The organism is Brumimicrobium salinarum (genome assembly GCF_002844555.1).
Lineage (GTDB): Bacteria > Bacteroidota > Bacteroidia > Flavobacteriales_D > Crocinitomicaceae > Brumimicrobium > Brumimicrobium salinarum.
Window position 1 is genome coordinate 1 of sequence record NZ_PJNI01000008.1, and the last position, 25,043, is coordinate 25,043.

A 25,043-nucleotide genomic window follows, 5' to 3' on the forward strand; every position below is an offset into this window, starting at 1 on the left:
TACAACATCGCAGATGACTGTGGAAATAATATCGACGTAGTTCAAACGATTACGATTGATGATAATACCAACCCAACAGCAAGTAACCCAGCACCGGTCACGGTAGAATGTTTAACAGATGTTCCACCAGTTGATGTTTCAGTGGTTACCGATGCAGCAGATAACTGTACGGTAAACCCAACAGTTGCATTTGTATCAGAAAGTTCAGACAACAACACATGTAACGGAGAAGTTATTACACGTATTTATAGCGTGACAGATGACTGTGGAAACAGCATTAATGTAACACATACAATTACTGTAGATTCATACACTCCGACATTTACAGTTTCAAGTACTGACCCAACAGCATGTGGAGCAAGTGACGGAACAATTACTATCTCTGGTTTGAATGCAAACACTGACTATATCTTCAGTTATGATGGAGGAGCGAATACCAACATCACCACAGATGCAGCAGGAGAATATGTAATTACAGGGTTGCCAGCAGGATCTTATACAGATTATACCGTATCAGATGCAGACTGTCCAGCGTGTAACACCACAGAGAATGTAACCATGACCCTTACGGATCCAAATGCTCCAACTATTGACGCAGGAGTTGATCAAGAAGTTTGTGAAGGAGAGACTGTTACATTAACAGCTGTTAATCCAGATGGAGCAACAATTACTTGGGACAATGGAGTGACGGATGGAGTAGGGTTTGTTTCCCCGGTAGGAACAACGAATTATACTGTTACTGCAGAAATAGCCAATTGCTTTTCTTCAGATGTTGTTTCAGTATTGGTACACCCAACACCAACAGTTTCTGCTGGAAATGATGTTGAAGTATGTGACGGAACACAAGTTACCTTACAAGGAAGCGGAGCTGCTACTTATGTGTGGGATAATGGGGTGACTGACGGAACTCCATTTACACCAAGCGTAGGAACCATAACTTATTCAGTAGTTGGAACATCTGCGTTTGGTTGTGAAGCTTCAGACCAAGTTGACGTAACAGTAAACGAAAATACAGAGGTTTTATTCGAAGCTGATGTTACCGAAGGTTGTACGCCTTTAGAAGTTAACTTGGTGAGTTTAACACCTGGAGCTGCTGATTGTCAATTCACAATTGAAGGGATGCAAATCGATGGATGTGACATTAATTACACATTTACAAATCCAGGATGTTATGATGTTAACTTAGAGGTTGAATCAGTTAACGGATGTGTGAGTGACTTAACATTAAACAATTATGTCTGTATTGATAACTATCCAATTGCTGACTTTACAGTTGAACCAGGTCAACTTTCAAACATGAATGATGAAGCTACATTTGTAAATGGTTCAATTGGCGCGGAAACATACGATTGGAGTTTCGGAGATGGAGAAACAAGTACTGAAAACAATCCAATTCACACTTATTCAGTAGAAGAGGATGGAGAAGATGCCTACGAAATTCAGCTCATCGCATACAGTGAGTTAGGATGTCCTGATACAGCGTATGTAAAGTTACCATTCATCGAAGACTTAATTTACTATGTTCCAAACACATTTACACCAGATGGAAATAAGTATAACGAAACCTTTAAACCAGTGTTCTCGTCAGGTTTTGATCCTCAAGATTACAACTTGAAGATATTCAACCGTTGGGGAGAGTTGATTTTTGAAAGTCAAAACGCTGCCTATGGATGGGATGGAACTTATGGTGTAGACAACAACACTATTGTAAAAGATGGAGTGTACGTTTGGAAAATTGAATTTAAGAAAAAGTATAATGATGAAAGAATTGAGCTTGTAGGGCATGTAAATCTGCTAAAGTAGAAGAATGTCATTCAACACTCATTAAAGTTAATTACAAAAAAAACCGAACTCAATTTGAGTTCGGTTTTTTGTTGACAATATCTTAAGGAAGACAGTAAATGCCAGACTTTAAATATATTTTAAATGAATTCTTTTTCTACTAGAATAACTTCCATTTGTTTTTGAATTTCAACAGCTTTTTCTCTTGATTTTTCCGCAAAATCTAATCCGTTTGAAGCATATAAAATTCCTCTAGAAGAGTTCACTAAAAGTCCACAATCTTCATTCCATCCAAAGTTTGAAGTATCCGCTAAGCTACCTCCTTGTGCACCAATTCCAGGGACTAAAAAGAAGTGATTTGGGACGATATTACGAACTGTTTTAATGCTTTCTGCTCTAGTTGCTCCAACAACATACATTAATTGTCTGGGAGTTCCCCATTTCGAAGTTTTTTCCAATACGTGCTCGTATAATTTTTTTCCATTCAAATCTGTCATGAATTGAAAATCAAGAGCTCCTTTATTTGAAGTCAATGCCAAGGCAATTACCCATTTATCTTTATACTCTAAAAAAGGAGTAATTGAATCTTCTCCCATATAAGGCGCAATGGTTACTGCGTCAAAATCCATGTATTCGAAGAATGTTTTTGCGTAATACCGAGAAGTATTTCCAATATCACCACGTTTAGCGTCGGCAATCGTAAACTTATCTTTTGGAATGTAATCCAATGTTTTCTTTAATGACTCCCATCCTTTTGGTCCATGACATTCGTAAAAAGCAATATTTGGTTTGTAAGCAACACAATAGTCTTTTGTTGCATCGATAATGGCCTTGTTGAACTCGAAAATAGGGTCTTCAGTGTCCAACAGGTGCTTAGGAATTAAATCCATATCGGTATCTAATCCAACACAAAGAAAAGATTTCTTTGATTTTATCTCTGCTATAAGTTTGTCTTTTGTCATTACTTACGATTAAAAATAAGAAGGCAAATATAGTGAAATTTTATGGGATATAGAGAGTTCATCTTATTTTGGTTTAAGGGCGACAAAGCGTTTTATTGGCAGGTTGAACCCCGAGGTAGTTGATACGTAGATAGATTTTTTGACCTTTAGGTGGTAATTGGAGTTGAGCTGCCCCTTCAGGGCGCTGATGTAAGACGTATTTCAACCCCAAGGCGTTGCCATAGGGTTGAAATGAGTTGCCCTGAAGGGGCAGCTCAACAAAAAACAAGCATTGTATCCCAATAATCATTAATTGAGTTTTACGAAAAAATGCGCCACACAATCCGTGCAACGCATTTTTAATATGTTTTTCCTTGAATTCTTGAATTTTCAAATCCGATACCTATCGGATATCAATTATCAATCAACCTCGAGTCAACCAAAAATTCAACACTCATAATTCATCCTTCATAATTAAACCAACCCTTCTTCACCCTTCAACTTCTCAGCATTCTCAGCCATCTTCAATGCATCAATCATCTCTTGAATGTCACCATTCATAAACGATGAAAGGTTATACATCGTTTTGTTGATTCTGTGATCGGTAATTCTTCCTTGCGGATAATTGTATGTTCTAATTTTCGCAGATCTATCTCCTGAAGAAACTAAAGATTTACGTTTTTCAGCGCGTTCTCCCATAACCTTGTCCAGTTCTACTTGGTATAATCTTGAACGCAAAACAGAAAGTGCTTTATCATAGTTTTTGTGCTGCGAACGACCATCTTGACATTCAACCACAATTCCTGTTGGAGCGTGAGTTAATCGAATGGCAGAATCTGTTTTGTTAACGTGCTGACCTCCAGCTCCAGAAGCGCGGAAAGTATCACGACGAACATCTCCCATGTTTAATTCAATATCCACTTCTTCTGCTTCGGGTAAAACGGCAACTGTAATCGCGGAAGTATGTACACGGCCTTGTGATTCTGTTTCTGGAACACGTTGCACACGATGAACACCAGATTCAAACTTCATTGTTCCATAAACGCCTTCTCCTTCAACGTTCATTGAAACTTCTTTGTATCCAGAAGTTCCACCTTCCTGAGAGTTAATAATTTCAACTTTCCATCCTTTTTCTTTGAAGAACATGGTGTACATGCGGTAGATATCCTCAACGAAAATACAAGCTTCATCTCCACCTGTACCAGCACGCAATTCAATAATCACGTTTTTATCATCTTCAGGATCTTTAGGAATCAACATGAACTTGATTTCCTCTTCCATTTCAGGACGTTTGTTTTCTAACTCGTCAAGTTCCATTTTAGCCATTTCTCGCATTTCGGGATCTTTTTCCTCTGCAAGTAATTCACGAGAAGAAGCAATGTTTTCCAAGACGTTTTTATACTCTTGGTAAACCTTATCTAATTCTTCTAAATCTTTGTATTCTTTGTTGAGCTTGACATAGCGTTTCATGTCCGAAATAATGTCAGGGTCAACAATCAATTGACCAACTTCCTTAAATCGGTAATGTATAGCTTCTAATTTGCTTAATAATGTATTATCCATAAATGTGATTAATATTCAAAAGTACCGAATTCTGATGTAATCGTAAGTTTTTTAGTTTCACTTTCTTCCACACGACCAACGATTTGTGCATCTACATTAAACGATTCTGAAATTTGAATAATGTCTTGAGCAATTTCTTCTGGTACGTAAAGTTCCATTCGGTGTCCCATATTGAAAACTTTATACATTTCCTTCCAGTCCGTTCCGGATTCTTCGTGAATCGCTTTAAACAACGGTGGAATAGGGAAGAGGTTATCCTTAACAATATGTAAATTATCTATAAAGTGCAATACTTTGGTTTGTGCGCCACCACTACAATGAACCATTCCATGAATGTCTGCCCGGTGACTGTCTAAAATTTTCTTAATAATTGGAGCGTAGGTTCTCGTCGGAGAAAGCACTAGCTTTCCAGCATCAAGTGGACTATCTTTAACTTTGTCAGTTAATTTGTAATTTCCACTATACACTAAATCATTTGGAACACTTGGGTCAAAACTTTCTGGGAATTTTTCCGCCAAATATTTATGGAAGACATCATGACGAGCAGAAGTTAATCCGTTCGATCCCATTCCTCCGTTATATTCTTTTTCGTAAGTCGCTTGTCCAGACGATGAAAGTCCCACAATTACATCTCCAGGTTGAATGTTGTGATTAGAAACCACATCTTCGCGCTTCATTCTAGCCACTACAGTAGAATCTACGATAATTGTACGCACCAAATCACCAACATCAGCAGTTTCTCCACCGGTTGAATCAATTCCGATTCCCATTTCGCGTAAATCAGCCAATAATTCCTCAGAACCATTAATTAATGAAGAAAGCACTTCTCCAGTAATCAAGTTTTTGTTACGACCAATTGTAGAAGAAACCAAAATATTGTCTGTTGCTCCAACACACAATAAATCGTCAACATTCATAATCAAAGCATCTTGAGCAATCCCTTTCCAAACAGATAAATCACCTGTTTCCTTCCAGTACATATATGCCAAAGCAGACTTAGTTCCTGCACCATCAGCATGCATTACTATGCAGTGCTCTTCACTTCCAGTGAGGAGATCAGGTACAATTTTACAAAATGCTTGAGGAAAAAGTCCTTTATCAATATTTGCAATTGCATTGTGAACATCCTCTTTTCCTGCGGAAACGCCTCTTTGGTTGTAACGATTATCTGCCATGATTTTTAACGATTATGAAAAACGCAAAGATAAAGAAAATTTAAGAGTTGTTTGTTGATATTTTGAGAACTATCCAATGAAAAAATCATAATTTAATAAAAGGGTAATTTCAGAAGGAAAGATTAAGTTCGCGAAAGGGGTAGTAACGGCATCCTTTTTTTACGATTTATCGAAAAAAAGATACAGTGGAAAACCCGACGCTGTCATTTTTTTGATTCCATTAAAATCTAATTGAGATAAAAAAATGGCAGGGATTCGCCCAAAAATCAAGTAGGAATTGTCAATTATCCCATTTTCTGTCGTTTACTCAAAAACTGAACAAGTAATTCATTCAACGGCTGATTCGTGTCTAGTTCATGGAAATCTATTCCATAAGCTCCGCATTTTTGTTCCAATTCCTTGAAATAATTTTCAACCTGTTTTGTGTAATGTTCTTTGACTTCTCCCGGAACGAGCTTCATTTGTTCTCCAGTTTCCATGTCAACAAGCGTGTAAGGTCTATTTTCCAATTGAAAATCTAGTTCTTTCGCTTTGTCGACCACATGAAAAAGAATTACCTCATGTTTATTGTGTTTTAAATGCTGAAGCGCTTCAAAAAGTTCGTCTTTTCCTTCAGGATCGTTTAACATATCTGAGAAAATTACAATTAAACTGCGTCGGTGACAAAGTTCTGCAACATCATGTAAAACCTGAACAGCTTCCGTTGAAGCAGTTGTTTTAGCATCATATTGACGAAGTAATTTTTCTAATTCAGAGAAGATAAAACGATGGTGACGATTAGATGATTTATTTTCGGTGTGTAATTGAATTTTGTCTGTAAAAGTGGTTAATCCTACAGCATCTCTTTGTCTTTTTAGTAACTCCATTAAAGAAGCGATTCCGTAAATGCTGTATTTTAACTTCGACCAATTGTCTTGATCTTGAAAGTACATTGAACTCGATGTATCCAGCACAAACTGACAACGAAGATTGGTTTCTTCCTCGTATTTTTTAGTAAAAAGCTTTTCGGTTCGGGCATACAATTTCCAATCTACGTGCTTAGTTGATTCCCCCGTATTGTATAATCGATGTTCGGCAAATTCAACAGAAAATCCATGAAATGGAGATTTGTGCATCCCAGTAATAAATCCCTCAACAATTTGCTTTGCCAAAACTTCTAGATTGCCAAATTGCTCTAAATATTCTCGTTGAATTTTCTCTGCCATGCGTGAAATATAGGGATTAATTATGAATTATTAATGTCGAATTATGAATGTTGTATGAATGATTTTCGATAGTAATCACTTTGGTTTACTATCAAGGTTAATTTCCTTTAGTAAAGAAATCCAAAGAGCCACAATGGAATTTTGTTTCCTCGACCGTATTCAATATTGTCTGCGGCTATATAACTGTTTGGTACTGATTTTATTTGCTGATTTGTCTTGTTCTTTCCACCAATTTCAAAAGTGTATATTTCATCCACTAAAAAATCTCCTTTTTCAGTATAATTGATCTTATGATAGTTGGATAATTGATTCGCAAAGAATGTTTCTCTATTATTTCCTACATTCACATTCTCACGGGCCAAGTTGAAAATTAAATTTGTGTTTTCTAAATATATCTTTGAAGGTTTCTGTAAAATACTTATTCCTTGATTTTTTTTATGCAAATTTCGTGTTAATCCAATTTCTTCTAGATAGTGGATATAATAAAGCAATGTGGTTCTATTGATATTGATTTTTTCACTTAGTTTACTAATATTTGGTATAAAAGGAACTGATTGAGATATGGCAACAAGTAATTGCTTGACTTTTGGAATATATGACAATTCAACAGATCTTAAAAGTGGAAGTTCAATTTCAAGCATCATATTAATTACCTCGCCTAAACGCATTTGATATAAATCCGGTTGTTCCTTGTAAAAAGGGTAGTAGCCTTCTTTCAAATATTTTTCGAAAAACTCAAAAGGTTTGATCAGTTCAAGAATTTTTGATGACTCTTCGACATGGTTATTTATAATTTTGTCTAGAGAAAGTTTCGGCATTTTTATACCACTTTCGAGTTGAATGTATTCTCTAAATGAAAAGCCTTGCATATTGTAAATCACTGCTCGTCTGCTTAAATCAGCTCTAGCATTTAGTATTTCCAATAATGATGAACCAGTGAAGACAATTTTAAGAGCTGGATAATCATCGTAGATATTTTTAATCTCCTGAGCCCAACCTGAGTATTTATGTACTTCATCAATAAATAAATATTTTCCGCCTTTTTTTTCGAAATCATCTACCAATCCCGAAAGAGAATTTGTGTTAAACCAAATATGATCCAAGCTAATGTAAAGCGAGTTTTCAATAGAATCAGCCAAGTGTAATTTGATATATTGAAGTAAAAGTGTTGTTTTGCCAACGCCTCTAGCCCCTTTTATACCAATTAAACGGGCATCCCAATTAATTTCGTTCATTATAGCGCGAACGAAGTCAAGCTGCGTGTGTTTTAACTTTTGCTGATATTTTTCAAAAAGAATTTCCATAATTGTATAGCTTGGTATACAAATATAGCTAAATTTTGTTTAGCCTGCTAATCAAAATTAATGAATCACCCCCTAACTATACATCATAGTACCAACTATGTTCGCATTCAACATTCATCATTATAGCGCGAACGAAGTCAAGCTGCGTGTGTTTTAACTTTTGCTGATATTTTTCAAAAAGAATTTCCATAATTGTATAGCTTGGTATACAAATATAGCTGATTTTTGTAGAACCCACTAAGCTAAATTAATGAATCAAACCCTAACCAAGCATCATACTACCACCCATGCTCGCATTCAACATTCATAATTCATCACTCATCATTATTTAAGGTTTAAACTCCTTCAAAACCTTCTTCGTTCCAATTGCTTCCGTAATATAATCTACGCTTAGTTTTGGACTTCTCGCAGGTGAGTGACTTCTACCGTAAAAAATGATCTGTAAGTGCAATTTATTCCATTTTTCTTTAGGAAACACTTTTTTTGCATCTTTTTCTGTTTGTTCTACGTTTTTTCCATTTGAAATTCCCCATCTGTACAATAAACGATGAATGTGTGTGTCAACTGGAAATGCTGGAACACCAAAGGCTTGTGACATCACCACAGCGGCAGTTTTGTGTCCAACGCCTGGTAAAAACTCCAAGTCTTCGTAGTTGTCTGGGACAATTCCATCGTGTTTCTCGATTAAAATTTCCGACAAGCGATGAATGGCTTTAGATTTTCTTGGCGATAATCCACATGGTTTAATGATTTCTCTGATTTCCTCGACAGAAAGTTTCACCATATCATAAGGATTATCAGCCTTTGCAAATAAATATGGTGTAATTTGATTAACCCTTATATCCGTACATTGCGCCGAAAGTAAAACGGCAATCAATAAAGTATAAGGATCTTTATGGTCGAGTGGGACAGGAGTGGTAGGATAAATTTTATCCAATTCCTCCATAATAAACTCAGCTTTTTCTTTTCTAGTCATTTTTATCCAATTTAAAACCGTTTTTCACGAAACCAATAAATTCTTTAAACACACTTTTTTTGGTCACCAAGTCCTTAGATATCTTTCCAAAGGTTTGTTTTTCATCAGCCTTTAATTTTTTAGGTTGCAAAGGTTCTCCTTTAGGAATGTTTTGTGAACCTGGTTTTGGAAGAGGATTGTTATCCGCTGATTTTTCTCCATTATCTTTAAAATATATCTCCTCTTTGGCTTCCAATTCATCCAATTTCTCAAGCATATCATCCTGAATCTTGGCCAACTTATCCGCCTTTTCAAAATTATCTTTAGCTTTTTGTTGATATCCTCTTTTTTCCATCAACAAGCCCAAATTATTGTGGGCAATTGCATCATCTGGATCTAATTCAACAGCTTTTTCATAAAGTTTAATAGCCGAGTCTAAATCACCAAAATAATCCTTAGCATAAGCCAATGCCGCATATCTGTAACTATAAGTTTTATCTAAATTAAGCGACAATTCAAGATCATCAAAACACTTTTTCTTTTGATTCATGTGCAAGTGCAAAACCCCACGATGAGAGAGAATATCTGGATGATTCGGATCGAGTTTCAATGCTTTGTTAAACGCAACCAAAGATTTCTCAAATTTTTGAGCATCGAGTAGTTCCTGCGCTTTTTTATGTTCAGAATTAATATACATTTGTCTTTCTTAATTAATAATACAAAACTATGGACTTTCCACAATATAGAAAACGTTTTGATAACAAGTCTTTTTACAAAGTTACATCATTTACCACATTTGAGGAAGTACAACTGGTAGGTAAACGTTTTTTAATTCATGTTGTTCATGCCAAAAAGTATTTTGAAAAATTACAAATTCAAGATATGTTAGCTTCAGAAATCGATATGTACCAAATGAGCGAAGAAAAGGAATTCGAAGAACAATGGCAAGCAGCGAAAGAGTATGTGGATTCTAAGCCTTAAGCAGCAGGCAGTATGCATTAAGCAGTATGCTCATCGTTTTCTCTCTCTCTCCCATTTCACTCTCCCTAATATCCACTGTCTTTGGGGCTTTCTCATTTTTTCTCTCCGTAAACTCCAAGAAAAATGAGTCGGGCTTTCCACTGTATCTTTTTTTCGATGAATCGTAAAAAAGGATGCCGTTGCTATCCCTAAGCCAAATAAAAACACTTCTCCCCATTCTCAATCTGCTCTCCCTTCTCATTCCTTTACTCCATTCTATATGTAAAAAAAAATGCTATTTTTGTTTTGAAACAAAATAGATATTATGAGTAGTCCACAAGGAATCCCATCGGTTGATTTATCAGAGTTTTTAACTGGTGACGAGAAACAACAACAAAAATTTATCAATGAATTAGGAAAAGCATACGAAGATATTGGTTTCGTTGCGGTTAGAAATCACGGTATTTCTCAAGAGTTGATTGACGAATTGTATGAGCAAATGAAAATCTTCTTTGGTCAAGACGAAGCAGTCAAAAATAAATACAACATTCCTGGAATAGGAGGACAGCGAGGATATACCCCTTTTGGTAAGGAACACGCCAAAGGTAAAACTGCTGGTGATTTAAAAGAATTTTGGCACTTCGGACAATTTGTGGAAAATGAGCCGGCACTAGCTGAATCTTATCCTGATAATGTTGATGTTAAAGAACAACCCGATTTTCTTAAAGTTGGAAAACAGGCGTATAAAGCCTTTGAAGATACAGGAAGACACTTATTACGCGCAATTGCTCTGCATTTAGGATTAGAAGAAACTTATTTTAATGAGCACATCCACAATGGAAACAGTATTTTACGCCCTATTCATTATCCACCAATAACAGGTGAAATTGAAGAAGGAGCTGTACGTGCAGGAGAACATGAAGACATCAACTTGATTACATTATTGGTTGGAGCTTCAGCAGATGGTTTACAAGTCTTGAACAAACAAAATGAATGGGTTTCTGTAACTTCTATTGAAGACCATATTGTGGTAAATGTTGGAGATATGTTGCAGCGTTTGACCAATAACAAACTAAAATCTACAACGCATCGTGTAATTAATCCATCGAAAGAAAATCTTGGAACAAGTAGATATTCAGTTCCGTTTTTCTTACACCCAAGATCAGAAATGCCGTTAAACTGTTTGGAATCATGTATAGATGAAAACAATCCAAAGCATTACGAAGATATCACAGCAGGAGAATATTTAATGGAAAGATTAAGAGAAATAGGATTGGTTAAATAAAATCAATTACGAATTACGAATTAAAAACCAGTAGGGGCGATTTGCAAATCGCCTTTACTGGTTTTGTTATCTATGATCGATTCATTTTTACCCAAATCTACCCACTAAAGTTTGTCATACGATCAATCGGATTCGACAGAGCGTAGCGACGAGAAATCTTTCTTTATTGTGTTGTTTTTAGCATTAAGTATTTTTAGAATGGTGTAGCGACTCGAATTCATCGTTCATCGTTCATAATTCCTTAAAGTTGTTCACTTTTATATTATTAGATTGTAGCTCATTCATTAAGCTATACAATCCGAAAAACGCTCTGTTGATGTAAATAAAATGCTTTGAACCTCTTCCTGCATCTACTTTTCTTAAATCTTCATTTTTTGAATATTTTTCTGCCATCGTTGCTATTTTTTCGAAAAATGTTGGGTCAGAGAAATCAAATTCTTCTTCGTGAAAGGGAAGGGCAAATAATCCAAGTAATTCCTTGAAAATACCACTGAAGAATTCAATTTCTTCAGGTGTGTCAGTGTCTTTGAGAATCTCTAAAGCTTTTAATTGTTGTCTAAACGCTGCTGGATTTTCTAAAATACTTGGCTTGGTTAATTCAAAATAAGGAAAATAAAAATCCTCTGGAATCTCTTTCATACAGCCAAAATCAATAGCAATGAGTTCATCGTTTTTGGTAACCATAAAATTACCTGGATGTGGATCTGCATGCACTTTTCTTACTTCATGAATTTGATGCATGTAAAAGTCCCATAAGGCTTGACCAACTTTGTTTGCTTTTTCTGGATCTTTATTGTTTTTAGTAAATTCAGAAATCTGTATTCCATCCATCCAATCCATGGTTAGGACTTTTCCGGTGGAAAATTCCTCGTAGTATTTTGGAAATAATAAATTAGGAATGTGATGGCAAGCCTCTGCAACTGCAATACTTTGCGACAATTCCAAAGCGTAATCTGTTTCTTCCATCAGCTTTTCCTCAACTTCTTTGAAATAACGATCAGCATCTTGACCTTGAATGTTCAGCATACGCATCGCAATGGGTTTTACCAATGCCAAGTCACTTCCAATGCTGTCGGCAACACCGGGGTATTGAATTTTTACAGCCAATTTCTTACCCTCTTTTTCTGCTTGATGAACCTGTCCGATGCTCGCAGCATTGATTGCCTCGTAATTAAATTCATCGAAAAGCTCAGATGGATTTTTACCAAAATAACGAGTCAATGTTTTCTTAACTAAAGGAGCAGATAGGGGAGGGACAGAAAATTGAGAAAGCGAAAACTTCTCTACATAAGCCTGAGGTAACATGGTTTTGTCCATGCTCATCATTTGTGCCATTTTTAAAGCACTTCCTTTCATGCTTTTTAAACTGTCATAAATGTCTGAGGCATTTGATTCGTCGAGTTTTGAACGGGCTTCTTCCTCAGATTTTGTCAACTTATTTCCGTAATACTTCAAATAGTTCACGCCAATTTTAGCTCCTGTAGAAACCAATTTGGAAGCACGATTAATTTTTGAAGTTGGAATTTTATCTATAGATTTCATCTTTTCTATGCTTTAGATTTTCTTTCTTTCCAAAGAAATTTCCCCAAGTCAACAAAAGTATCGAAGGGCTTAGTATTCAAAGCTTCAAAACCTGCGTGAATTGATTTTTCGATTAAAACATCAGTTTTTTCAAATGAAGGGGAAGTGTCTTTCATCCAAAAACGCAAAATGAAAAGAAGCTGACCATAAGAAACTTTCGCCATACCTTTATCTATTATATTTGCAATGTTGTCGATAAAAACATCTGGAGACTCAATGTCTAGTGATTCCACAAAATCCGTGTACTCTTCCTTCAGCGGATCAAGTGTTTTTAACGTTTTTAGTTTGTTTTCATTTTGATTCAAAACATACATCACCAAACTTCTATTGGCAGTAAGCATCTCAAAAAACGTAAAGTAAAAACTCAATAATTGATGTTGAGCATTTCCTTTTTTGTAATCTTCATCCTGATGCAGCAGTTGCATTGTGTTCTTAAATAAATCTACAAAAATGGCTGCATCAATTGCTTCAAATGTCCCGAAGTGAGCATAAAACTCAGCTTCTTCCATATTGTTTTCTTTGGTAAAAGCGTAGATGCTTTTTGGCTTTTCACCATGTTTTAGCACATGATCGCTGTATTTTTTTAAAATTGTATTTCTCGTACTTTGCTCTTGAATTTCCATGATTTTAATTTTTTATTGATGACATTCCTCCATCCACATGCATAACTTGACCTGTAATCCATTTAGATTTATCGCTTAATAAGAAAACGGCCATTTCAGCAATATCTTGTGGCTGACCAATCTTTTTTAGTGGATGTCTTTCTGCATTTGCTTTTTTCTTCTCGTCAGAACTTAACATCTTACCAGCAAGTTGCGTGTCTGTTAAAGAAGGTGCAATAGCGTTAAATCTAATTTTTGGTGCATATTCAGCGGCTAATGATCTCATCAAACCTTCAATTGCCCCTTTCGAAGCAGCAACCTGTGAATGGAAATTAAATCCATTTTGAACAGCAACTGTTGAAAAAAGTACAACACTGGCATTTCCTGATTTCTTTAATTTTGAGATTGTCGCTTGTAAGACTTTAATAGCTCCGTTTACTTGTAAATCAAAATCCTCCAAAAAAGCCGCGGGTTTAATACGAGCGAAAGGTTTTAAATTGATACTTCCTGGACAGTAAACCAATCCATCAATTTCTTTAGGTAAAAAATCCAAATCAATTGTCTCCGCCGTGACATCTAAATGATGGTATTTTATATTATCTGTATCTGAATTTCCGTCGTTTGAATTGTAAGTTGCCGTAACGTGATTGTTTTCCTTTGCTAATTGCGCAGTGATAGCAGCTCCAATCCCGGAAGAACCGCCTATGATGATGTAGTTTTTCATAATTCTATTTTGCTTTCTTGTAAAACAAAAAGAAAGAGAAAAGGTTTTTTTATTTGATATTTATTGTGATTTCAAAATAAGCAGCGAGGAGAAATTCTGTAAAACAATTGTTTAAACCCAACCCTTTGGCTTTTGAGAAAGATTTCTCAGTCATTTCATTTTGACAGAGCGTAGCGACGAGAAATCTTTCTTTATTGTGTTGTTTTTAGCATTAAGTATTTTAAGAAAGACGCAGTGACGAGGAATCTCTTCTTAATCTTTGATAATTCCCCATAAATATTGATGTTTTGACAGAGCGCGAACTTGATAAATCTCTTTCCAAACAATCGTTTAAACCAAACCCCTTGGCTTGTGCGAAAGATTTCTCATTCATTCCATTCCGTGCGAAATGACAACGTGTGGTTGTTGTGGGGGGTAAAAAAGAGGAAAAACGAAGTTTTTCTTCTTTTTTTTACTTATACCTCTCACTAAAGCTTGTCATTTCGACAGAGCGTAGCGACAAGAAATCCCTCTCTATTGCATTGCTTTAAGCATTAATTATTTTTTGAAAGACATAGCGACAAAATTCATCGTTCATCATTCATAATTCCTTCTAAAGCGTTTTTACCAATTTCTCTAACCCAATTCCTCTCGATCCTTTTAGTAAAATCAAATTATCTTTTGGACTTGCGGTTTCGAAAAACTCTTTTGCTTTTTCGGTATTTTTGAAAGCAAGAATTTCATTTTTGTCTTTGAGTTGAGAGAATATTTCTCCGACAAACATTCCTTGTAGGTTTAGCGTTTTGCATAAATCGATGACTTCTTGATGATATTTTAAAGTGTTTTCTCCTAATTCCAACATATCTCCAATCACAAAAAGTTTATTTTCAGATGTGATTTCCGCAAAGTTTTCCAGTGCTGATTTTACACTTGTCGGATTGGCATTGTAGGCATCCAAAATTAATGTGTTGTTGATTGTTTTTTCTACCTGAGAACGATTGTTACTCGGTTTATAATTTTCCAATGCAGATTTTATGGATTCATTCTCAACTTTAAAATGTGAACCAATACATATTGCTGCCAACATGTTTAAGAAGTTGTATTTCCCAATGATTTGAGTTTGGACTTTTATTTTTCTATTCTCACTTGTTTTCCATTCAAAACTCAACATTGGATCTAAGGCTAAAATTTCTCCTGAAATATCTGCGTTTTCTCTTAATCCATAAGTTGAAGTAGGGCAGGAGCTGGGTTTATGCTTAATCAAAACCTCGTCTTCTACGTTGATAAACAATCTACCTTCGTCTTCTTCAATCGCTTTATAGAGTTCTGTTTTGGTTTTTACAATATTTTTTGGACTTCCAAATCCTTCAATGTGCGCATGTCCAATATTTGTAATGATTCCATGAGTTGGGTGAGCAATGTCGGTCAATTCTTTGATGTCTCCGATTTTACTTGCTCCCATTTCTATAATCGCAATTTCATGTTCAGGTGTTAACTTCAACAAGGTTAAAGGAACTCCTATGTGATTATTAAGATTACCTTCTGTGAATAGCACATTGTATTTTTGTGATAGTACAGCTGCTGTTAATTCTTTGGTGGTTGTCTTTCCATTGGTTCCCGTTATTCCAATTACCGGAATGTCAAGAGACTTTCTATGATGCTCTGCTAATTTTTGTAGAAAAACCAAACTGTTTTCCACATGAAAGATTTGCTTATTATCTGCTTTTGATTGATCATCAACAATAGCATATTTTGCACCTTTCTCAATTGCTTTTTCGGCATATTCGTTTCCGTCAAAGTTTTCTCCTTTAAGTGCAATAAATAAATCGTTGTATTCAATTTTTCTTGTATCTGTTGATACTTGTCCACAATCGTAAAATAACTTGAAGAGTTCTGTCATAATTCAAAAAAAAACCTCGACAAAATTGCCGAGGTTTAAATATAATTAATTCCTTAATTATTTTCTGTTTTTTCTAGAATAATTCATTCCAGTTGGACTTCCAATTCTATCCATCGCACATCTAAAGCCGATGTAATCTGTAGATTGATCTTCATCTAAGAATCTTCTGTTACCACCAACAATCCAATATGCTCTATCTTTCCAAGAACCACCTTTATACACACGTGACTTGTTAGAGACTAATGTTGTAGGCCAAGCTGTTCTGTCATCACCTCCAGGTTTAATATTTGCTCCCCTTAAGTCATATTCTTCATGACGGCTTTGGTACATCACTAGATCAGGATCTCTTCTTGCTTGATTAATGTCATTTTTACGTTTTGTATTATCGTAATGAATAGAAGACTCGATATCACCATCAACATAATCAATGTAGTCAGCTCTTCTGTAATTTAATCTTCCGATATTTTCTTCCTCAGTTACATTTCTATATTTAAGTTTTCCAGGTGTATCAATAATAAATTCTTGGAATCCATCTCTCAGTAGAGAAATAATTTCAAAAGCATATTCTTCACCTAATGGTCCAATTCTAATTTCATCTGCAAAGATACCATCAAATAACTCTTCTTGAATTACCATAGATGCTTCAGTGTTATATTTGTCATTTCTGAATGCAATTGCTTTATCTAAAACAGCATTGATATTCGCAATAATTTCAAGCTCCATTGAATCCTTAGTAAAGTCATGCGAAACATAAAATGGATCTGGTGCATAACCACGTGCTACTGGGTGTTTAGATTCATTTGTTTTCATTAGACCTTTCTGAATTACAGTATCATTTGGATCGTGCTTCTCTGCAGAAACTCTTTGATACCTTACACGCTCAAATTCGTTTAGGTATTCTTTCATACCATGTACGTCATACTCAACTTGAAAGTTTTTGTATGCCACAGCACCGGCATTATTTAAGACTTTTGTTTGAAAAACATTTCCTCTAAATGGTCTGAATTCATCTACGTCTTCAGAAGATAATGGACGATATACATCAAGAACCCATTCAGCTACGTTTCCTGCCATGTTGTATAAACCATAATCGTTTGGCCAGTAGGAGTCAACAGGTGCTGTAACGTCTGCACCATCATTAAGATTCCCTGCAACTCCCATGTAATCACCACGACCACGAACGAAGTTAGCTCTAATCTCACCTTGGAACTCTTCATTTTCTTGTCTCACAAAGTGTCCATCCCACGGATATATTCTTCTGTTGCTTATTACCTCAGAATCTTCTCCTGACATGTTTCCAATAAGTCCATAATAAGCAAACTCCCATTCGGCTTCTGTTGGCAATCTGTAACGTGGAAGCAAAATACCATCTTCCATTCTTACTTGACGTTCACCTAAATCTTTACCTTTCTTACCTGTTGCATTCGAAGGATCTAAATCAGTTAAATTCTGTCTAATCTCTTCTTCGTATTGACCGTTTAAATATGATTCAGTATTAAAAGTTGCTTCATCAGCTTGATTAATATTAAAGTTGAGGATACCCTCTCTGATTAAAATATATTCATTTACACGATCTGTTCTCCATTTACAATAATCATTTGCTTGTAACCAAGATACACCTACAACAGGGTAATCTCTGTATGCAGGGTGACGGAAATAATATTCAACATATTTTTCATTAAACCCAAGTTCAGAACGCCAAACCAATGTATCAGGAAGAGCGTTTTTGTATATCATTGGGTAACTTTGATATGCTCTACTGATCCAATACATATATTCTAACCAGTGAAAGTTTGTTACCTCCGTTTGATCCATATAAAAGGAAGATACAGTTAGTCTTCTTGGTCTATTGTTCCAATCATACATAACATCATCTTCAACACGTCCCATTGTGAATGTTCCACCTTCTACTAAAAGAAGTCCAGGTCCTGTTTCTTGATCTACATAAGGTACTTTTTGGAAACCACCTATACCAGGATTGTTATAATCCCAACCTGTGGTGTCGGATACTTCTCGAGAACATGAAGAAGCAATCGCTATAGCACTCAAAGCGACAAACCATTGTGTGAATCTTTTCATATTTTTGGTCTTTATTTTCATAATTATAAATGTTCTGTGTACAAATAACGTGTTTTTAATCTTTAGTTACAAATTTTTTAAAAAGAAGGACACGAAACAGTTCTGAAGCTTGGTTGTCTTGTTTTACAATTTAAGTCAAATCCAAGCGAAACTTCGTGAGAACCTCCTGAAACACCATTATTTAATTTTGATACGGTTACATCATAACTGTATCCTACTTTTATCGTTCCTGTATTTACTCCTAGTGAAAGGATGAATGCATCTTTTGATCTAAACCATGCTCCAGCTGTAAATGCGCCATATTTAACGTATGTTCCTAGCATTAACTCCATAAAACCTTGTTGGTATTGATAGATAAGGTTGGGCATGATAGAAGTTTCATTAGAATATTGAGATTTTCCACCAAGTCCAATTTTCGCTCCCATGTGTCCTGTTAAACGAATAGGCATTGGACTATCATCTCCATTAATCATCGATTCGTTGGGCATGTTTAAGTGATGTCCTGAAACGCCGAAAAAGAAATTTTCTGTAAATCCTACCATTCCTGCAGATGCATCAAAGAAACCACGAGAACCTCCACGAGGTACATCATTTGTTCCATAAATAAACCCTCTTCTTGGGTCAATCATATCTCCAAATGTCAGTTTGTCCCAATCAAGAAACTTTTGGTTCCATGTTGCTTTACCGGCAAACATCATCGTAAACTTTCTGTTTACTTTTAAATGATAATTGTAAATCAAGCTCAAAGTAGTATGGTTAATGGTACCTTTACCTTGCTGATCATGCGTTGCAATCACACCAATTCCTCCCGAAATACTTTTCAAATATTGATCATAAGATGCAGAATAAGTGACAAAAGTTCCAGAAAGCGCAGGCCATTGATTTCTATAGTTAACAGCAAATCTTGGACAACCATGACTTCCAGCAAAAGCCGGATTCAAATATATTGGATTGGCATAGAACTGCGAAAACTGCGGGTCTTGAGCGTGGGATTTAAAAGACAACTCGCTGAACTGCAAGAAGATCAATATAAATGTTATTATGACGAAATTATACTTAAGCATAGTCTATTTTTACAATAATACACAAACAACTGTCAATTTTACGAAAAAAATCTCGCATAGTTACAAAAAAAGAGGAAAGTTTTAAAATATGTTAAGGAACTCATCGTTTAAACAATTGAAAAAACTTAATTTAATGCATTCTTTTTTTAAACTTTGCAGTTTATATTATTATACAGAAAATGAATAACATATTAATACGCTTCTTATTGCTAATTTTTACTGCTTCAGTTTCATATGTGGGGATTGCCCAAGATGAAATTCAACTTGATTTAAAATGGAATGATACGTTAGCAAAAATGACTATTGGTAGCCAAATCGTAGAATACCCAAATCTTAAAAGTTCTTTTGTTAGCGAAAATGAATTTTTGTTTATACACAAATTTAAAAGGGCTAATTCAAATACAGCGCATGATTTTAGTCTGGTATCCTATCAAACAAGTCAATTGACCAATAAAGAAAAGCTGTTTTTACACAACGCCAATATTGAAGTTTCTTCAGCACCGATAATTCGTGTAAAAAATAATAGTGATTTTAAAAATTACTACGCAAATGTTTCTTTTGTTCCATTTGTAAATGTAAACGGCGTTATTCAAAAAATAACTTCAATAACCTTAAAGCAAATTTCCGCACCTATATATGAAACTAAGTCTGCTTCATTTGCAAGTGCTTCTGTTTTAAAAAACGGTTCAGGAGAGTGGTATAAAATTAAAGTAAAGACAAACGGTATTTACAAAATAGATTATGATTTTTTAAAGAATATAGGTGTAAATGTTGATCAACTTAATCCTGATCATTTGAATATTTATGGGAATGGATTTGGAAAGTTGCCAGAATCGAATGCTGAGTATAGGCCGGATGATCTTTTAAAGAATGATATTTCAGTTGTTGATGGAGGTGATGGATCTTTTGATGCGGGAGATTATTTGTTGTTTTATGGACGAGGTCCGCATAAATGGGAGGCCAAGAATAACCGTTTTCAGCGATTATTAAACATTTATGCTAATTATTCTGTTTACTATATTAATATAAATAGTAATTCTATTCCTGCTCGAATTTCAAATGCCGTCATGTCTAGCAACACTCCAACACATGTTGTAACAGATTATAATTCTTTTGCAATACATGAAAAAGAACTTGTGAATTTGATGAAAACAGGGCAACGTTGGTATGGAGAAAAATTTGATGCCAATCTGACTCAAAACTTTTCTATTCAAATACCGCATTTGAACCCAAATAAACCAGCTAGCTTACGTGCTTATATGGCTGCAAAAAATGGTGGAGGTACAACAGGTTTTCGTGTTCAATATAATTCAACGACAATAGGCTCAGCTTCTATCGGAGCTTCCAATGACGATAGTTTTTCACGGGCTGGTTTCTTAACCTCTCCTTCTGGTTTTAACCCTTCGTCAAGCAATTTTAGTTTGAGGGTTAATTTTACGCGCTCCAACCCATCCGATGAGGGTTATCTTGATTTTTTAGAAGTAAATGCAAGAAGTTATTTGACTTATTTTGATGGAATGTCTTTTAGAGATCTTGAATCAGTCGGTGTTGGAAATATTGCAGAGATGCAAATTAGCAGTTTCCCAAGTAATGGAAAAGTATGGGAGGTCACCCAACCGAATACACCAAAGTTAGTTACTGGTTCTGCTAGTGGTGGCACCTATAATTTTAGTTTTGCAGCTGATAGTTTACGTACCTTTGTCGCTTTTGCCTCACAATTCAACAGTCCAGAATATATTGGAAAAGTTGCACATCAAAACTTGCATGGACTTCCTGCTGCCGATTATTTAATTGTAACGCACCCAAATTTTCTTAGTCAAGCGAACCGTTTAGCAACTTTGCATGAAGGTAAAGGACTTTCTGTTCATGTTGTGACAACAACCCAGGTTTATAATGAATTTTCTGGTGGAACTCAAGACCCAACAGCTATAAAGTATTTCGCTAAGATGTTTTATGATCGAGCAGGAGCTGATGTTTCTTTGAGACCTAAGTACCTTTTGTTATTTGGAGATGGTACATACGATCCGCTTTCACGAATTGCCAATAACAATTACATGGTTCCGGTTTATGAGACGTTAAACTCTGAGAATTATACTTCAGCTATTGTTTCTGATGATTATTTTGGCTTTTTAGATGATTCAGAAGAGTTTTCTCCTTCTGATTTGCTCGATATTGCTGTAGGACGACTTGTTGCCACTTCAAAATCTGACGCTATAACTTTGGTCAATAAAATCGAGCATTACATGAAAAATGGTTCAATGCTTTATTCATCCAATAATCTGCTGTGTGGAGAAGATGGATACATTTCAACTCATGGTGATTGGAGACTCAAATATACTTTAATTGCAGATGATGAAGAAAGTGGATATTTCATCAATCAAGATTTGGAACCCGCTTCTATTTATGTTGATGCAAACCATCCTGAAATGAACGTAAAAAAGATTTATGCTGATGCTTACCCACAAATTACAACTGCAGGAGGAGAACGATATCCCGAAGTAAACAATGAAATTAATAGAAGTATTGAATCTGGATCATTAGTAACATGTTATGTTGGACATGGTAATTCCGAAAGTGCCGCACAAGAGAGAATCATGTCAATCGGTTCTGTCCAGGAGTATGAAAATATTGATAAACTTACCTTATTTGTTTCTGCTACCTGTGAATTTGCTCGTATTGATGATAATGAGTTGGTTTCTATTGGTGAATGGATGGCCTTGAATGAAGTTGGTGGTGCGATTGCTTTGATGACGACAACACGTGCAGTCTATTTTTCTACAAATTCTGTCACCACTAAGCAGTTTTTTGAAAATGTATTTACCCGAGATGCTTCAGGAAAACCATTAACCTTTGGAGAGATTATTTTAAGAACAAAAAACGGTGTTACGGGATCGTCTAACAATAAAAGAAGCTTTATGCTACTCGGTGATCCTGCTTTGGAAATTGCGCTTCCCTATGAAAATATTGTATTGGATTCCATAAATAGTTTAGATGTAAATTTAGTAACTGATACAATTCGCGCTTTATCTAAAGTTAATATGAAAGGACATGTAGAGGATCAATATGGCAACCTTTTAACTGGTTTTAATGGTTTTGTTCAGCCTTCTGTTTATGATAAACCTGCATCTAGAGCTACATTAGGACAAGATGCTTTGTCACCAGTGATTCCCTTTTCACAACAAGACAATATTTTATTTAAAGGTAAGTCATCCGTTCAAAATGGACGATTTGAGTTTGACTTCATTGTACCGAAAGATATTGATTACAATTATGGAAAAGGAAAAGCTAGTTTTTATTCCTGGAGTAAGAACAATAATAATGGAGGAGGTTATTCCACTGACTTTTTAATTGGTGGGATTGATACAACGGGATTGAATGATCAGGTAGGACCTGAAATTGAAATATATCTTAATGATGATAGTTTTGTAAGTGGCGGAATTACAAATGAATCTCCGGTTTTAATTGCTAATTTATTTGATGAAAGTGGTATTAATACAGTGGGGAATGGAATTGGCCATGATATTACGATGATTTTAGACGCCAAGACAAGTGAGGCAAAAGTGCTGAATGAATTTTATGAATCTGATTTAGACACCTACAAAAGTGGTAGTTTGCGTTACCAGATAGGTGATCTCTCACCAGGTTTACATACATTGACATTTAAAGCTTGGGATGTCAATAATAATTCGAGTGAAAAAACAATAGAGTTCACGGTTCATGAAGATGAAGATATTGCACTCGATCATGTGCTAAATTACCCGAATCCATTCACTACGCATACCGAGTTTTTCTTTGAGCACAATCAAGTTTGTGCAGCATTGGAGACGCAAATTGAAATATATACTGTTACGGGTAGATTGATAAAAACCATTAATAGAACAGTAGAAACAAGAGGGTTTAGAACTGAAGGTATACCTTGGGACGGAAGGGATGAGTTTGGAGATCAATTAGCTAAAGGAATTTATGTGTATAGAGTTACAGTGAAAAGTCCTGAAGGTGAAAAAGCCCAAGAAATGCAAAAACTGTATCTTTTGAAGTAAAACACAATAAATTTTTAAGGAATACGTATATTTGTATGCTATTCTATTTTATGGAGAATGTCGTGCGAAAATTTAAAGCGAGAATACAAACAATAATGATAAAAAAATATTTATTAACTGGAGCAGCTACTTTTTTTGGATTAGCGCTTTTGGCCCAAAGTGGAAACAAAGCAACAGATGCTGAAGACTTACAATTGAATACGATAACCACATCTGTTCCATTTTTGCAAATTACACCTGATTCACGTTCTGGTGCAATGGGAGACGTTGGAACGGCATTAAGTCCGACATCGAATTCTTTTTTCTGGAACACCTCCATGTTAGCTTTTACGGAAGAAAAATCAGAGGTCTCTTTGTCGTATTCGCCGTGGCTTCAGAATTTAGCATCAGACATTAATTTGTCGCATTTGGCTGGTTTTTATAAAATCAATGATCGAAATGTTGTGGGGGGATCTTTGCGCTATTTTAGCTTAGGTGAAATCGTATTTACAGATAATGAAGGAAATACAACAATCAAAAATACACCTACAGAGTTTGAAATTCTTGCAGGGTACTCTTTTCGTTTGAACAATAATTTTTCATTAGGATTGAATGGTAAATTTATTTCTTCAAATTTAACTGCTGGAGTAGCTGTAGAGGGAGCTGAGAGTACCGCAGGATTGGCAGGTGCTGCAGACCTATCTTTTTCTTATCATAATGACGATGTAAGATATGGAGGTACGAGAGGTGCGCTCGCTTTTGGTATAACCTTAAATAATATTGGTAATAAAGTATCTTATACCGTTGAAAACGATAGAGATTTTCTACCAACTAATATTAAAATTGGTTCTGCAATGACATTTGATTTTGATGCTTATAATAGCTTGACTTGGGCGGTTGACTTCTCGAAACTGCTTGTTCCAACACCACCAATAAGGAATAGTCTAACAGGAGAAATAATGTCTGGATACGATCAGAATATAGGTGTTGTACCCGGTATGTTACAATCTTTTTATGATGCTCCTGGAGCCTTGGCGAAAGATGATAATGGTGATTATATTCAAAACCCTGATGGCTCGTATCAAGTGGTTGAAGGGACAAAGTTTCGTGAGGAATTAAATGAAATCATGATTGGTACAGGTTTAGAGTACTGGTATAACGATCTTTTTGCAGCCCGTGCAGGTTATTTTTATGAAAACCTTAAAAAAGGAGCAAGACAACACTTAACTTTTGGTATTGGGTTGAAATATAGAATGTTTGGAATTGATTTTTCCTATTTGACTTCTCTAAGAAGAAATAATCCTTTGCAAAATACCATTCGTTTTACCCTTAGGTTACATCTAGGTGGCGCGGCAAGTTCAGATAAAGCAAATGTAAAACCACAATAATGAAAATTAAAATTGGTTTTGGTGTCGACGTGCATCAACTCGTTCAAAATCGAGATCTTGTTATTGGAGGTGTGAAAATTCCAGCAGAACTTGGTGCTTTAGGACATTCTGACGCAGATGTTTTACTTCACTCAATTTGTGATGCTATGCTTGGCGCACTTAATTTAAGAGATATTGGTTATCATTTTTCGGATCAAGACCCAAAGTATAAAGACATCGATTCAAAAATCTTATTGCGAGAAACTTTTCTATTAGTTAAGGATAAAGGCTTTGTTTTAGGTAATCTTGACGCAACTGTTATCCTTGAAAAACCAAAGGTAAATCCGCATATTCCTGAAATGCAAAAGGTAATTGCAGAATTGCTTGAAACTGAATTAGAAAATGTTTCAATTAAGGCGACAACACATGAAAAAGTCGATTCCTTCGGACAACAAAAGGCAGTGAAAGCTTATGTTGTTTGTTTACTAGAGAAGGCCTAACCTAAAATTTATATCGAATTTTTCAAACCGGAATTAAACACATTCATTTTGGTTTTTC

At 35.4% G+C, this 25,043-nt stretch carries 20 protein-coding genes; 6 read left to right on the forward strand and 14 right to left on the reverse strand.

Annotation, left to right across the window (positions count from 1 at the left end):
* A partial coding sequence (locus CW751_RS07740; RefSeq protein WP_133122163.1) for a PKD domain-containing protein occupies positions 1–1,803 on the forward strand: 1,803 nt, incomplete at its 5' end.
* A 119-nt stretch (positions 1,804–1,922) separates the two neighbouring features.
* On the opposite strand, the gene pyrF is transcribed toward CW751_RS07740, so the two are convergent.
* The 8 genes from pyrF to CW751_RS07780 all read right to left on the reverse strand — a co-directional run bounded on the left by pyrF (position 1,923) and on the right by CW751_RS07780 (position 9,622).
* Positions 1,923–2,744, reverse strand: coding sequence for an orotidine-5'-phosphate decarboxylase (gene pyrF / locus CW751_RS07745; protein WP_101334437.1), 822 nt, complete (start codon positions 2,742–2,744; stop codon positions 1,923–1,925).
* Positions 2,745–2,817: 73 nt separating this feature from the next.
* On the reverse strand, positions 2,818–3,117 hold the full coding sequence (locus CW751_RS07750) for a hypothetical protein (protein ID WP_101334438.1): 300 nt from the start codon (positions 3,115–3,117) through the stop codon (positions 2,818–2,820).
* Between the two features lie 80 nt (positions 3,118–3,197).
* A complete protein-coding gene (gene prfA / locus CW751_RS07755; RefSeq protein WP_101334439.1) occupies positions 3,198–4,286 on the reverse strand; it encodes a peptide chain release factor 1 in 1,089 nt (362 codons plus the stop codon).
* An 8-nt stretch (positions 4,287–4,294) separates the two neighbouring features.
* Positions 4,295–5,461 carry an AIR synthase related protein gene (locus tag CW751_RS07760; RefSeq protein ID WP_101334440.1) on the reverse strand — a complete coding sequence of 389 codons (1,167 nt, stop codon included), beginning with the start codon at positions 5,459–5,461 and terminating at the stop codon, positions 4,295–4,297.
* A 284-nt stretch (positions 5,462–5,745) separates the two neighbouring features.
* On the reverse strand, positions 5,746–6,666 hold the full coding sequence (locus CW751_RS07765) for a DUF58 domain-containing protein (RefSeq protein ID WP_101334441.1): 921 nt from the start codon (positions 6,664–6,666) through the stop codon (positions 5,746–5,748).
* A gap of 107 nt (positions 6,667–6,773) precedes the next feature.
* Positions 6,774–7,970 (reverse strand): ATP-binding protein, encoded by a 1,197-nt coding sequence (locus tag CW751_RS07770; RefSeq protein WP_101334442.1) that lies wholly within the window; start codon positions 7,968–7,970, stop codon positions 6,774–6,776.
* A gap of 328 nt (positions 7,971–8,298) precedes the next feature.
* Positions 8,299–8,946 (reverse strand): endonuclease III, encoded by a 648-nt coding sequence (nth, locus tag CW751_RS07775; protein ID WP_101334443.1) that lies wholly within the window; start codon positions 8,944–8,946, stop codon positions 8,299–8,301.
* Positions 8,939–9,622, reverse strand: coding sequence for a tetratricopeptide repeat protein (locus CW751_RS07780; protein WP_101334444.1), 684 nt, complete (start codon positions 9,620–9,622; stop codon positions 8,939–8,941). The genes nth and CW751_RS07780 overlap by 8 nt, the downstream gene beginning before the upstream one ends.
* Before the next feature lie 29 nt (positions 9,623–9,651).
* Between CW751_RS07780 and CW751_RS07785 the strand changes: the two genes are divergently transcribed.
* Together CW751_RS07785 and CW751_RS07795 are read left to right on the forward strand one after the other, a co-directional pair.
* The gene (locus tag CW751_RS07785; protein ID WP_101334445.1) at positions 9,652–9,906 is read left to right on the forward strand and encodes a hypothetical protein; all 255 of its coding nucleotides are present in this window, start codon (positions 9,652–9,654) and stop codon (positions 9,904–9,906) included.
* Between the two features lie 304 nt (positions 9,907–10,210).
* The gene (locus CW751_RS07795) at positions 10,211–11,170 is read left to right on the forward strand and encodes an isopenicillin N synthase family dioxygenase (protein ID WP_101334447.1); all 960 of its coding nucleotides are present in this window, start codon (positions 10,211–10,213) and stop codon (positions 11,168–11,170) included.
* A 231-nt stretch (positions 11,171–11,401) separates the two neighbouring features.
* Here the strand turns inward: CW751_RS07795 and CW751_RS07800 are convergent, their stop codons facing one another.
* The 6 genes from CW751_RS07800 to CW751_RS07825 form a co-directional block, all read right to left on the reverse strand.
* Complete coding sequence (locus CW751_RS07800; protein WP_101334448.1) at positions 11,402–12,712, reverse strand: ABC1 kinase family protein; 1,311 nt, start codon at positions 12,710–12,712, stop codon at positions 11,402–11,404.
* A gap of 5 nt (positions 12,713–12,717) precedes the next feature.
* Positions 12,718–13,374 carry a TetR family transcriptional regulator C-terminal domain-containing protein gene (locus tag CW751_RS07805; protein WP_101334449.1) on the reverse strand — a complete coding sequence of 219 codons (657 nt, stop codon included), beginning with the start codon at positions 13,372–13,374 and terminating at the stop codon, positions 12,718–12,720.
* A 4-nt stretch (positions 13,375–13,378) separates the two neighbouring features.
* A complete protein-coding gene (locus tag CW751_RS07810) occupies positions 13,379–14,077 on the reverse strand; it encodes an SDR family NAD(P)-dependent oxidoreductase (RefSeq protein WP_101334450.1) in 699 nt (232 codons plus the stop codon).
* 592 nt (positions 14,078–14,669) lie between these two features.
* A complete protein-coding gene (locus CW751_RS07815; RefSeq protein WP_101334451.1) occupies positions 14,670–15,956 on the reverse strand; it encodes a UDP-N-acetylmuramoyl-tripeptide--D-alanyl-D-alanine ligase in 1,287 nt (428 codons plus the stop codon).
* Between the two features lie 57 nt (positions 15,957–16,013).
* Positions 16,014–18,035, reverse strand: coding sequence for an SUMF1/EgtB/PvdO family nonheme iron enzyme (locus CW751_RS15560; RefSeq protein ID WP_205677803.1), 2,022 nt, complete (start codon positions 18,033–18,035; stop codon positions 16,014–16,016).
* Between the two features lie 77 nt (positions 18,036–18,112).
* Positions 18,113–19,099, reverse strand: a complete 987-nt coding sequence (locus tag CW751_RS07825) for a PorP/SprF family type IX secretion system membrane protein (RefSeq protein WP_101334452.1) — start codon at positions 19,097–19,099, stop codon at positions 18,113–18,115.
* Between the two features lie 179 nt (positions 19,100–19,278).
* On the opposite strand from CW751_RS07825, the gene porU reads away from it, so the two are divergent.
* From porU to ispF, 3 genes are all read left to right on the forward strand, one after another.
* On the forward strand, positions 19,279–23,139 hold the full coding sequence (porU, locus tag CW751_RS07830) for a type IX secretion system sortase PorU (RefSeq protein ID WP_101334453.1): 3,861 nt from the start codon (positions 19,279–19,281) through the stop codon (positions 23,137–23,139).
* A 95-nt stretch (positions 23,140–23,234) separates the two neighbouring features.
* Positions 23,235–24,506 (forward strand): type IX secretion system outer membrane channel protein PorV, encoded by a 1,272-nt coding sequence (gene porV / locus CW751_RS07835; RefSeq protein WP_165779253.1) that lies wholly within the window; start codon positions 23,235–23,237, stop codon positions 24,504–24,506.
* Positions 24,506–24,985: a 2-C-methyl-D-erythritol 2,4-cyclodiphosphate synthase gene (gene ispF / locus CW751_RS07840; protein WP_101334455.1), complete on the forward strand. Its 480-nt coding sequence runs from the start codon at positions 24,506–24,508 to the stop codon at positions 24,983–24,985. Before porV ends, ispF begins: the two co-directional genes overlap by 1 nt.
* Positions 24,986–25,043 lie beyond the last annotated feature (58 nt).